Origin of the sequence: Synechococcus sp. 1G10 (genome assembly GCF_002252625.1) — a bacterium.
Lineage (GTDB): Bacteria > Cyanobacteriota > Cyanobacteriia > PCC-6307 > Cyanobiaceae > Regnicoccus_A.
In genome coordinates, this window is record NZ_NQKW01000004.1 from 117,616 (window position 1) to 129,315 (window position 11,700).

At 65.4% G+C, this 11,700-nt stretch carries 12 protein-coding genes; 9 read left to right on the forward strand and 3 right to left on the reverse strand.

The genetic code is table 11. The features are described from left to right. Positions 1–6 precede the first annotated feature (6 nt). Together secG and msrB are read left to right on the forward strand one after the other, a co-directional pair. Positions 7–237: a preprotein translocase subunit SecG gene (secG, locus tag CJZ82_RS05210; protein ID WP_094554731.1), complete on the forward strand. Its 231-nt coding sequence runs from the start codon at positions 7–9 to the stop codon at positions 235–237. 66 nt (positions 238–303) lie between these two features. Then, positions 304–783, forward strand: coding sequence for a peptide-methionine (R)-S-oxide reductase MsrB (gene msrB, locus CJZ82_RS05215; protein ID WP_198949675.1), 480 nt, complete (start codon positions 304–306; stop codon positions 781–783). 114 nt (positions 784–897) lie between these two features. Here the strand turns inward: msrB and groL are convergent, their stop codons facing one another. Together groL and groES are read right to left on the reverse strand one after the other, a co-directional pair. Continuing rightward, entirely contained in the window at positions 898–2,532 is a 1,635-nt protein-coding gene (gene groL / locus CJZ82_RS05220) for a chaperonin GroEL (RefSeq protein ID WP_094554733.1), read from the reverse strand. Positions 2,533–2,627: 95 nt separating this feature from the next. Further along, positions 2,628–2,939: a co-chaperone GroES gene (gene groES / locus CJZ82_RS05225; RefSeq protein WP_094554734.1), complete on the reverse strand. Its 312-nt coding sequence runs from the start codon at positions 2,937–2,939 to the stop codon at positions 2,628–2,630. Positions 2,940–3,202: 263 nt separating this feature from the next. On the opposite strand from groES, the gene atpD reads away from it, so the two are divergent. From atpD to CJZ82_RS05245, 4 genes are read left to right on the forward strand one after another with little or no spacing between them, the layout of a single operon-like run. Further along, the gene (gene atpD / locus CJZ82_RS05230; protein WP_094554735.1) at positions 3,203–4,681 is read left to right on the forward strand and encodes a F0F1 ATP synthase subunit beta; all 1,479 of its coding nucleotides are present in this window, start codon (positions 3,203–3,205) and stop codon (positions 4,679–4,681) included. 38 nt (positions 4,682–4,719) lie between these two features. Then, entirely contained in the window at positions 4,720–5,127 is a 408-nt protein-coding gene (atpC, locus tag CJZ82_RS05235; protein ID WP_094554736.1) for an ATP synthase F1 subunit epsilon, read from the forward strand. Positions 5,128–5,143: 16 nt separating this feature from the next. Continuing rightward, complete coding sequence (locus tag CJZ82_RS05240) at positions 5,144–5,812, forward strand: transaldolase family protein (RefSeq protein WP_094554737.1); 669 nt, start codon at positions 5,144–5,146, stop codon at positions 5,810–5,812. Next, positions 5,809–6,948: a rhomboid family intramembrane serine protease gene (locus CJZ82_RS05245; protein WP_094554738.1), complete on the forward strand. Its 1,140-nt coding sequence runs from the start codon at positions 5,809–5,811 to the stop codon at positions 6,946–6,948. The genes CJZ82_RS05240 and CJZ82_RS05245 overlap by 4 nt, the downstream gene beginning before the upstream one ends. A 34-nt stretch (positions 6,949–6,982) precedes the next feature. On the opposite strand, the gene CJZ82_RS05250 is transcribed toward CJZ82_RS05245, so the two are convergent. Next, entirely contained in the window at positions 6,983–9,316 is a 2,334-nt protein-coding gene (locus CJZ82_RS05250; RefSeq protein WP_094554739.1) for a transglycosylase domain-containing protein, read from the reverse strand. A 57-nt stretch (positions 9,317–9,373) separates the two neighbouring features. Here CJZ82_RS05250 and CJZ82_RS05255 point away from each other — a divergent pair, with 57 nt between their 5' ends. The 3 genes from CJZ82_RS05255 to CJZ82_RS05265 are packed head-to-tail and all read left to right on the forward strand — an operon-like array spanning position 9,374 to position 11,689. Further along, positions 9,374–9,649 carry a hypothetical protein gene (locus CJZ82_RS05255; RefSeq protein ID WP_094554740.1) on the forward strand — a complete coding sequence of 92 codons (276 nt, stop codon included), beginning with the start codon at positions 9,374–9,376 and terminating at the stop codon, positions 9,647–9,649. After that, on the forward strand, positions 9,646–10,335 hold the full coding sequence (locus CJZ82_RS05260; protein ID WP_094554741.1) for an FHA domain-containing protein: 690 nt from the start codon (positions 9,646–9,648) through the stop codon (positions 10,333–10,335). Before CJZ82_RS05255 ends, CJZ82_RS05260 begins: the two co-directional genes overlap by 4 nt. A 19-nt stretch (positions 10,336–10,354) precedes the next feature. Beyond that, positions 10,355–11,689, forward strand: coding sequence for a protein kinase (locus CJZ82_RS05265; RefSeq protein ID WP_094554742.1), 1,335 nt, complete (start codon positions 10,355–10,357; stop codon positions 11,687–11,689). Positions 11,690–11,700 lie beyond the last annotated feature (11 nt).

Consider the following 11,700-nt stretch of genomic DNA (forward strand, 5'->3'; position numbering starts at 1 on the left):
GGCAGAATGATCACAACCGTTCTCTCCTGGGTCTGGTCTGCTGTCGGCGTCCTGCTGATTGTCAGTGTGCTGCTCCACAGTCCCAAGGGGGATGGAATGGGTGGCCTGGCCAGCAGCGGCGGTTCGATGTTCAGCAGTGCCCGCAGCGCCGAAAATACCCTCAACCGGATCAGCTGGACACTGCTGGGCTTATTCCTCGGCTTGGCGATCGTGCTCAGTGCCGGCTGGTTGCGCTGAGCTTGTCGCTTCAGACCAGGCTTCCAGCTCCCGTTCCCTCCGCCTCAATGTCCTGCTGTGGATCCGATCAAACGCCGAGGACTGCTCGCCTCTTTTGCTGTCCTGTTCAGCACGCTATGGGGGGGTGACAAAGCCGATGCGGCATCGAGGGCCGCCGACCCCAGGTGGCAGTTCAGCGACAGTGAATGGCGCAAGCGCCTGAGCCCTGCTGCCTACAACGTGCTGCGGCGCGAAGGGACTGAACGCCCCTTCAGCAGCTCCCTCAACAATGAGAAGCGAAAGGGAACGTTTCTCTGCGCCGGCTGCCGCCTGCCCCTGTTCAGCTCCTCGGCGAAATTCGAGAGCGGCACCGGCTGGCCAAGTTTCTGGCAGCCATTGCCCGCGGCCATCGCCACCAAGACCGACTTCAAACTGCTGATACCCCGTACCGAGTACCACTGCAGCCGCTGCGGCGGCCACCAGGGCCACGTCTTCAATGACGGTCCGCGGCCCACTGGTAAGCGCTACTGCAACAACGGCGTGGCCCTGGAGTTCAAGGTCGGCTGAAGCCTGCCCGCCCGCACAGGGCGGATGATCACAACAAAAAAGGAGGGTGGTCTGGCCACCCTCCTGCAGAATCGATCCCGTTGGCGGAGCGTGTGAACGCTCCGCCGCAAAAGATCAGTAGTCGAAGTCGCCGCCCATGCCGCCGCCGCCGGCGGGTGCTGCTTCCTTCTTCTCGGGCAGATCGGCCACGATGCACTCAGTGGTGAGCACCATGCCGGCGATCGAGGCGGCATTCTGCAGACCGGAGCGGGTCACCTTGGCGGGGTCCACGATGCCGGCGGCCAGCATGTCGACGTATTCGCCGGTGGCGGCGTTGTAGCCCTCGTTGAAGGGCATGCCCTTGACGTGCTCAGCAACAACAGCGCCGTTGACGCCAGCGTTCTGGGCGATCCGCATGAGCGGAGCGGTGAGGGCGGAGGCCACGATGGTGGCGCCGATCAGTTCCTCACCGGTGAGGTTGGCAGCCGCCCACTCCTCGAGGGCCGGAGCCAGGTGGGCCAGGGTGGTGCCACCGCCAGGAACGATGCCTTCCTCAACAGCCGCCTTGGTAGCGTTGATGGCGTCTTCCAGGCGCAGCTTCTTGTCCTTCATCTCGGTCTCGGTGGCAGCGCCCACCTTGACCACGGCCACACCGCCGCTCAGCTTGGCCAGACGCTCCTGCAGCTTCTCCTTGTCGTAGGAGGAGTCGGTTTCGTCCATCTGCTTGCGGATCTGCTCGCAGCGGGCCTTCACCGCCGCCTCGTTGCCTTCGGCAACGATCGTGGTGGTGTCCTTGTTAATGGTGATGCGGCGGGCGGTGCCGAGCATCTCCAGTTTGGTGTTCTCCAGCTTGAGGCCAGCGTCCTCGGTGATCAGCTGACCGTTGGTGAGAACGGCGATGTCTTCGAGCATGGCCTTGCGGCGATCACCGAAGCCAGGAGCCTTGACGGCAGCCACATTGAGCACACCGCGCAGACGGTTCACCACCAGGGTGGCGAGGGCTTCTTTCTCGATGTCTTCGGCAATGATCAGCAGGGGCTTGCCGGTGCGGGCGATCTGCTCGAGCACGGGCACCAGGTCCTGGACCAGGCCGATCTTCTTATCGGTGAGGAGGATGTAGGGCTCTTCGAGCACCGCTTCCATCCGCTCGGTGTCGGTGGCGAAGTAGGGCGAGATGTAGCCCTTGTCGAAGCGCATGCCTTCGGTGACCTCCAGCTCGGTGGTCATCGATTTCCCTTCTTCCAGGGAGATCACACCTTCCTTGCCGACCTTGTCCATCGCGTCGGCGATCATGCGGCCCACCTCTTCGTCGTTACCGGCGGAGATGGTGCCAACCTGTGCGATGGCGTTGGAGTCGGAGATCGGCTTGGCGTGCTCCTCGATCTTCTTGACGAGGAAGTCAGAAGCTTTGTCGATGCCCTTCTTGAGGGTGATGGCATTGGCGCCGGCAGCCACGTTGCGCAGACCGGCCTTGACCATGGCGTGGGCCAGGACGGTGGCGGTGGTGGTGCCGTCACCAGCGGCGTCGTTGGTCTTGGAGGCGGCCTGACGGATCAGGGCCACACCGGTGTTCTCGATGTGATCTTCCAGCTCGATCTCTTTGGCGATCGTGACCCCGTCATTGATGATCTGAGGGGCACCGAATTTCTTCTCAAGCACCACGTTGCGACCCTTGGGTCCGAGAGTGACAGCCACGGCTTCCGCCAGGATGTCGATGCCTTTTTCGAGGGCCCTGCGGGCGTTCTCGTTGTAAATAATGCGTTTGGCCATGGAGAATTAGTCTCTTTTCAAAGGGGTAGGGAATGGAGCAACGGGGAGGGCTCGCGCAATAACGAGCGCCTGACTTCCCCAGTCAACAACGATGACTAGTTGACAATGGCGAGAATGTCCTTCTCCGAGAGGAGAACGAACTCATTGCCGCCGAGTTTGATATCAGTGCCGGCGTACTTGCTGTAAAGGACCTTGTCGCCCACGCTCACTTCCGGAGCCTGGCGGGATCCGTCGTCACTGCGCTTGCCGGGACCGACCTGCACCACCTCACCTACCTGGGGCTTTTCCTGGGCGGTATCGGGCAGGAGGATGCCACCAGCGGTTGTCTGGTCCGAATCGGACACCTTGATGAACACGCGGTCTCCAAGGGGTTTAACCGTGGAAACGCTCAGAGAAACAGCAGCCATGAATCCATGCAATTGCGACAGAGTGACGCCTGGGGCGCCACCAAAACGGGGAGTTGGCACTCGAGCCCGTTGACTGCCAACTTAGGTGGACCCGTTGCAGCGCGGCAATCCGATCCCTGTGCGGGTCACCGAACCGCCGCCGCCGGTTGCGTTGCCGCAGAACCCGAAGCTGCAATGGCCGATGGCAGAAGCGGTTGGCTGCAGTGGTAAGCTCTCTTCGCTTAGGGCGGGATGATCCCGCTACGCAAATCCCTCCTCTACTTATGGCTGCTGCATCCGCAACCTCCGGCGCTTCCACCGGCATCAAGGGCATTGTCCGCCAGGTGATCGGTCCGGTGCTGGACGTTGAATTTCCTGCAGGCAAGCTTCCCAGGATCTTCAATGCCCTGCGCATCGAAGGCAGGAACTCAGCCGGACAGGACGTGGCCCTGACCGCTGAGGTGCAGCAACTTCTGGGTGATCACCGGGTCCGTGCCGTCGCGATGAGCACCACCGACGGCCTGGTGCGCGGCATGGAAGCTCTGGACACCGGCGCACCCATCTCCGTGCCCGTGGGTGAAGCCACCCTGGGTCGCATCTTCAACGTGCTGGGTGAACCTGTCGACGAGCGTGGTCCTGTCTCCACCACTCTCACTTCACCAATCCACCGCGAGGCTCCCAAGCTCACCGAGCTGGAAACCAAGCCAAAGGTGTTCGAAACCGGCATCAAGGTGATTGACCTGCTGGCCCCCTACCGCCAGGGCGGCAAGGTGGGTCTGTTCGGTGGAGCCGGCGTCGGCAAAACCGTGCTGATCCAGGAACTCATCAACAACATCGCCAAGGAGCACGGCGGTGTGTCGGTCTTCGGTGGGGTGGGCGAGCGCACCCGCGAAGGCAATGACCTCTACGAAGAGTTCAAGGAGTCCGGAGTGATCAACTCCGAGGACCTGAGCAAGTCGAAAGTTGCGCTCTGCTACGGGCAGATGAATGAGCCCCCTGGCGCCCGCATGCGGGTTGGCCTCTCAGCCCTCACCATGGCTGAGCATTTCCGCGACGTGAACAAGCAGGACGTGCTGCTGTTCATCGACAATATCTTCCGTTTTGTGCAGGCCGGCTCCGAAGTGAGTGCACTGCTTGGCCGCATGCCGTCCGCTGTGGGCTACCAACCCACCCTCGGCACCGACGTGGGTGAGCTGCAAGAGCGCATCACCTCCACCCTCGAGGGCTCGATCACCTCGATCCAGGCGGTTTACGTTCCCGCCGACGACCTCACCGACCCGGCTCCAGCCACCACCTTCGCCCACCTCGATGCCACCACAGTGCTCAGCCGCGGTCTGGCCTCCAAGGGGATCTATCCCGCTGTGGATCCGCTCGATTCCACCAGCACCATGCTCCAGCCCGCCGTTGTGGGTGATGAGCACTACCGCACCGCCCGCACCGTGCAGAGCACCCTGCAGCGCTACAAGGAGCTGCAGGACATCATCGCCATTCTTGGTCTTGATGAACTCTCCGAAGATGACCGCCGCACGGTGGACCGGGCCCGCAAGATCGAGAAGTTCCTCTCTCAGCCGTTCTTCGTGGCTGAGATCTTCACTGGCCAATCTGGCGAATACGTGAAACTTGAAGAAACCATCAAAGGTTTCAACATGATTCTCGCTGGCGAACTCGATGATCTTCCCGAGCAGGCGTTCTACCTGGTCGGCACAATTGATCAGGTCAAGGCCAAAGCTCAGAAGATTGCTTCAGAAGCCAAAAAGGGCTGAGTTTCACCATCCCATCCGCTTCCTGAGCACTCACCTCCATGACTCTCACCCTGCGTGTTCTGGCTCCCGACCAAAGTGTCTTCGACGGCATTGCCGATGAGGTGATCCTGCCCAGCATCTCTGGACAGGTGGGCATCCTCACCGGCCACGTCTCCATGCTCACGGCCCTTGATGTGGGCGTGATGCGCCTGCGAACCGGCAAGGACTGGACCAGCATTGCCCTGATGGGTGGCTTTGCTGAAGTGGAGGCCAATGAGGTCACCGTGCTCGTCAACGGTGCCGAACTCGGCTCGCGGATCGATGCCAGCAAGGCTGAGCAAGAGCTGGAAATTGCCGAGCAGCTGGCAGCTGGCTTTGAAGGTCAGCCTCCCAGCACCGAAAAGGTGAAGGCCCAGCAGAAGCTGGCGCGCTCCAGGGCAAGACTCCAAGCAACCCGCGCCAACTGAGGACTCGGGGCTCACCATGAGCCTGCGTTTCTTTCTCGACTCGGCTGATCCTCTCGCCTGGGAGGAGTGGATGCCTTGCGGTTTGTTTCACGGCATCACAACCAATCCCACGCTTCTGCGGCAGGCCGGCCAGATCTGCCGAGTCGATGCGTTGCGCGCTCTCAGCCTGCGTGCACTCGAGCTCGGCTGCCTGGAGCTGCATCTGCAGGCCTGGGGACGTGAGCCTCAGGCTCTGCTGGATTGTGCCCTGGCCCTGGCTGAGCTGGCCCCAGGGCGGATCACCATCAAGGTTCCGCTCACCAGGGCCGGCACAGAGGCGGCAGTGAAGCTGATCGCCCAGGGGATTCCGCTCACCTTCACCGCCTGCTACGAGGCGCACCAAGTGCTGGTGGCCGCAGCTCTGGGCGCCCGCTACATCGCCCCCTATCTGGGCCGCATCCAGGATCTGGGTCGAGACAGCCACCAGGAACTGATCACGATGCAGCAGTGCGTTGATCGCAGTGGCTCAAGCTTGCGTCTGCTGGTGGCCAGTCTGCGAACCACCAGCGACCTCAGCCGCCTGGCGGCGGCCGGGATGACCACCTTCACCCTCTCCCCGAAGCTGGCGGCGGCCCTGTTCAGCTGCGAGGCCACCGAAGCAGCCGCAGCGCGATTTGAGGATGACGCCACCCTGGTGGAGCGGTGAGGGGCAAGGGACGGGAACTCGGCCTGCAGCTGCGGGCCTGGCACGAGGCCCGCAGCCCAGGGCTGAGCAACGGCAGGGCCATCGCCAACAGGCTGGTGGATCTGCTCGGGGCCGAGGAGCGCCTCAAGGGCCCAGTGCGCGACCTGGCGGACCAACCCTTGCTGCTGAGGGCGCTCCAGGAAAGCGGGGCAGGCCGCAGCACCTCCGTGCAGCTCCTTGCCCAGCAGTTGAGCACCACCTATGCCCCGGCAGTGCTGGAGGAATTGCTTGATCTGCTGGAGGCAGCCACGGGGGTGGCTCTCTCCCGGCCCCAAGACCCTGAGGCCATCCCACCGGCAACAGCAGACACCCCCGCGCTCAAGCGCTCTCCAGGGCAAAAGCGGTGGCTTGGACACTCGCTGCAGGCCATGGGCCCGGGCCTGGCCCTGGCGGCTGGTGCTGCCCTGGTGCTGCGCTGGTTCAGCGGCGAGCTCGACCGCTGGCTTTTCAAGTCCTGGAACTGGCAGGGCTGGCTGGTGCTGGCGCTCACCCTGGCGCTGCTGCAGATCCTCAGCCTTGGCCCCCTGAGGCGGGCGCGGCGAGAGTGGCCCCTGGAGCAGGCAGATGCCACCGAGCCCCGCCAGGCCTGGCGCTGGATGACCGCCCCCTGGATCCATCACAGCCATCCCGAAGCGGTTGTGAATGTGGCCCTGCTGCTGCTGATCCTGCGGACTCCATCACCGCTACCTCTGCCCGATGTGGTGCTGCGCTACGTGCTCACCAGCCTGGCGACAACGACCGTGGCGCTGCTGGTCGCGCAGAGGCGCACCAGTGAGCGCCGCTGGGATGGAGCCGCCGGGGCGGTGAGCGCCCTGATCGGCCTGGCTGCCGCCTCCAGCCTGCTGAACTGGCGTGCTCTGACCTTCAGCCTGGGCCCGATCGACATTCCAACCTGGGTGCTGTTGCTGGTGTATGGCGCCCTGCAGCTGGGCTGGCAGCTGCCCCGCCAGAGCGAGGACGACGACAGCCGTCCCCTCGATCGCTTGCTCAGCAGCCAGTGGTGGTGGGGACTGGTGCTGGGGGTGGCCTGGGCAGTGGTCAACCGGTTGGACACACTGGTGCAGCTGGCTATGAAGTCGAGGGGGGTCGGCGGCTGAGCGGGCTGTTGAGGAACGGCCTCAGGGGCTGGTCTCAGGTCTGGCGCCCCGCGCCAATTGCGGCCATGTACCGCCCCCAGAGCTCGGCCACCAGGGCACCACTGGCCGCCTGCGCCGGCCGGTTGTCGTCGTTGCCCATCCAGATCGCGGTGAGGATCTGCAGCGCCGGGGAGTAGCCGATGAAGAGCACATCCACGCCGTTGTCGGTGGTGCCGGTCTTGCCGCGGCCATCGGCCACCACCGCAGCGGCCCGCCCCGTGCCGCTGCGCACCACTCCCGCCAGCAGATCGTCCATCACCGCGGCGTCTTCCTTGCGCAGCAACTGGCGCGGCTGCTCACCGATGGGGGTGGTCACCCCCCGCTCCGGGCAGGTGGCAAGGCTGTAGATCGAACGGCAGATGCCCAGGTCGTAGATCTGGCTGACGCCGTGCATCGGCACACTGCGCCCCCCGTTGGCCACCACGGCATAGGCCCGGGCCATCTCGTAGAGGAGGGTTTCACGGCCGCCGAGCATGGTGTTGAAATCGGCGTCGAGGGGGGTGCTGATGCCCAGCTGGCGGGCCTTGCGCAGCACCTGCTTCAGGCCGGCTGTCTCCGCCAGACGCAGTGCCACCACGTTCTCGGAATTGGCAAAGCCCCTGGCCACGCTGACGCTGCCGCCGGCGGCCCCGAAGCGGCAGCCCCCCACGTAGGCCAGCGGAGCACAGGAGATGGGCTGCTCGGGGCTGGTGCCGGCCTCAAGCGCCGCCAGGTAGGGGAAAAGCTTGAAGGTGGAGCCCGGCTGGCGCATGGCCTGCACCCGGTCGAAGCTGGAATGGGAGTAATCGCCGCCACCCACGTAGGCAAGGATCTTGCCGCTGCGGTAATCGAGAGAGATCAGCGCCCCCTGGGTGAGCCCCACCCGAGCGGCCGGCCCCTCAAGAAAGCGCTGCAGCTGCTGCTGGGCGAGCTGCTGCAACTTCGGATCGATCGTGCTCACCACGTAGTAGTTGCCGCCTGAAGCTTTCTGAGAAAGGTTGAGGCCGAAGCGGGTTCCTTCCAGTTCACCGAGTACGTAATCGCTGAAGAAGGGATAGCTGGAGAAGCTGGATTCGCGGCAGGCCGAGGGATCGATGTTCAGGGGCCGCCGCTGGGCATCGATCAGCTGCTGATCACGCAGATAGCCCTGCTCATGCATCAGCTTGAGCACCAGGTCGCGGCGCTCGCGGCCGGCAGTGGGATCCTTGGCATTGCAGGGGCTGTAACCATTGGGGCTAGGCAGCAGGCCCACCAGGAAGGCCGCCTGGCCCACGTCCAGTTCACTGGCCGACTTGCGGAAGTAGAGCCTGGACGCCTGCTCGAAGCCATCGGTACCGAGACCAAGATGGGCCCGGTCGAGGTACATCTTGAGGATCTGGTTCTTGCTGTAGCCCACCTCCAGTTGCAGGGCCACCCACAGTTCCCGCAACTTGCGGCTGAGGCTGTAGTCGGTACCCACCTCGGGGTAATAGATGCGGGCCACCTGCTGGGTGAGGCCGCTGCCGCCGCCGCTGCCCAGCAGAACCGAGCGCAGGGTACCGAACAGATCGACACCGCTGTTCCAGCCGAAGCGCGCCTCTTCCGAAGCCATCAGCGCCTGGCGCAGATGCAGGGGATAGGACTGGAGCGAGGGCAGAGCGGTGGCGGAGCCCTCCATGGCGTCGATCTGCTGACCCGAGGCCGAGACGATCTTGACGGGGCCGGAGATCAGGCGAATGCGCGAGCCCCCACCGATGGAGGAGACCAGCAGCAGCCCCCCCACCAGTAGACCAGACCCCAGCAGGCTGCCCAGGCCCAGCAGGTGCACCGCCTGCTCCAGCGGACTGCGGGGGTGCAGGTAACGCAGGCGCGGAGCCGAGCCCTTGAGCGGTGATCCCAGCTGCACCTGATCACCGTGGCGCAGACGGATGGAGCGAATGCGGCGATCGCGGTGGAACAGGCCGTTGGCGGAATTGAAGTCTTCGAGGGCGAAATCGCGATCCCCGGGGCGCGGCTTCTCAAGGATGGCGTGCACGCGGCTGAGGCTCTCCGCCTCGATCGGCAGCTCACAGGCTGGATCGCGGCCGATGCGATAGCGGCCCTCTCCCAGCACGGTGCGGCTGACCCGCCGCTCCCCCAGCCACAGCTCCGCCACAGCCTGGCGCTCGAGCAGCTGGCTCCAGGCCGAGCGGATGGCGGCAGGACGCCCGTGAGGCCCTCCGCGGCTCCAGGCGGCCAGAAAATGCCGCCAGGCCCTGCAACGAGCACCGGCCAGCAGCTGCCCGGCGCTGGAGCCAGAGTCCTGATCGGTGGTGGTGGCGGGGCCCGAGGCCTGCTCGCGGACACCCTCAGGAGGGGACGGCTCGACCATGCGGGGAATGAACTGGCGTGCCCAGAGATACGCTACGCGCAGCGATCTCCTCGCCCCGTGCTGCGCCAGCGCGATCCCTGGGAGCCCTTCAGGCTCTGGCTGGCCATCACGATCGGGCTCTATGCGATCCGGGCCAGCTTCGCCGCCACCTGGGTGGGGGCCATACCGGGCTGGGTGCTGCTGGTCCTGGTGCTGGTGGCCCTGTTGCTGGCCAGCAAGGCCCTGCTCTTTCCCGGCCGTGTCACTGCGTACCGCGCCGGCGATGGGGGCTGGTGGAGCGACCTCCAGGACGACAGGCGCCTGTGGTGGCGCCGCCGCCGCGGAAGCCCATGACCCAGCCTCCAGCCCAGCTGCGGTTGCGGGATCAGCCGGGCAAGGTGGCCCGGCTCGATCCAGCCAGGCCCCTGACGATCGGGCGTGAGCGCAACAATCGCCTCTGCATGCCAGAGCAGGACGGACTCTCGCCCCACCACGCCGTGGTTCGCCACTCCAGCAGCCATCAGCGCTGGGTGGTGTGCGACTGGCAAAGCGCCGATGGCACCTTTCTCCAGGGGGAACGCCTTCAGCAGTGCCGCCCCCTGGCCGATGGCGATGAGATCAGGCTGGGACGCTGCGGTCCGGTGCTGATCTTCGAGCTGGTCGCTGGTGGTGCGTTGCAGCCCTTGGTGCCGCAAGTGGCGCCTGCCGTGAGCAGCCTCGACATCGGTGGCCAGCAGATCGACCTGGATCAGATCCGATCGGCCACGGTGCAGAGCCTGCCACGCCATCCCCACATCTTCAGCTGGTGGTTGCTGGTGTGCCTGGGGGGCCTGCTGCTGCTGCCGTTCCCGTTCCTGTTCTGGCCTCTGGAGGTTGCGGCCCTGGCCGGCTGGATCCTGCTGGGCTCCCGCAAGGAGCACACCCTCACGGTGGTGCTGCGTGATGGCCGCGCCCAGCGTCGCAGCTTCGCCAACCGGCTCACGGCTCTCTCCCACCGCAATGGGATCCGCAAGGCCATCGGCCAGAGTCTGGAGGCCTGAGACCCCAAGCCAGCCCTCCGTGAACTGGATCCTGCCGGAAGGCGCCAGCCTTGATCTGGAGGGGATCTCCAGCCCCCTGCGGGTGCTGCGCGGACTCGGAGGCGGCACCCAGGGCCAGGTGTTCGAGGTGGAGGTGGCCGGTGAACGGCTGGCCCTGAAGTGGTACCTGCCGGCGTGCATTGCCCGCGATCCCCACCTGGAGCGGCGTCTGGGCGAGAGCATCCGCGCCACGGCCCCCAGCGACGCCTTCCTCTGGCCCCTGGCGCTGGTGAAACCCTGCAAGGGCGCGGTGCCGTTGCTGCGCCGCGGCGAAACGGGCTTCGGCTACCTGATGGAGCTCCGGCCCACGGGGTTTTTGGGGGCCCATGAACACGTGGGCGGCCACCTGGCCATCGGCCTGCTCCAGGTGCTGCGGGCCAGTTTTTTCCTGGCTGAGGCCTTCCATGCCCTCCACCTCAAGGGCCTCTGTTACAAGGACATCTCTCTGGGCAACCTGTTCCTGGAGCCCTCCAGCGGCCGGATCCTGATCTGCGACAACGACAACGTGGATGTGGATGGGCGGGATCTGGGCAGCGTGCTCGGCACCCCCGGGTTCATGGCCCCGGAGATCCTGATGGGCCGGGCCAGGCCAGGGGCCAACAGCGATCTCTTCTCCCTGGCGGTGCTGATCTTCCGCCTGCTCACCCGCCACGACCCCCTGCGGGGTCGCCGCGAACTGGCGATCCGCTGCCTGGATGAGCCCGCCCGGCGCCGGCTCTACGGCGAAGACCCGCTGTTCATCTTCGATCCGGCTGATCCGAGCAACCGACCCGATCCGATCGAGCATGTCGCAGCTCTGATCACCTGGCCGATTTACCCCGAGCCGATCAAGCAGCTGTTTGAGCAGACCTTCTGCACCGGTCTGCTGGACCCGAAGCGCCGGGCTCTGACCGGCCAGTGGATGGCGGCCCTGGCCGCGGCCCTCGACCAGCGTCAGCTCTGCACCCACTGCGGCCAGGAAACATTCCCCGCCCCGAGCGATACGGCCCCCTTGTGCTGGAGCTGCGGCTGCCCCATGCCACCCCCTGCCCGGCTGCGGCTGCCCCATGGCCAGGTGACGGCGGCGCCCGGTAACGAGCTGCATACCCACCACTTCGACCGCCTGCTACCACTGCGGTTGAATCAGCCCCTGGCGCGGGTGGAAGCCCATCCCAGCGATGGCGACCTGCTGGGGCTGCGCAACCTCAGCGGCCAGAGCTGGCAGGCCGAGCTCAGGACCGGCAACCGGGTGGTGGTGGAGCCGGGACAAGCCTGTAATCTCGCGCCACTGGTGCGGATCACCACACCGGCCGGGGCGGTCGAGCTGCCCTCCTGAGCCAACTTTCG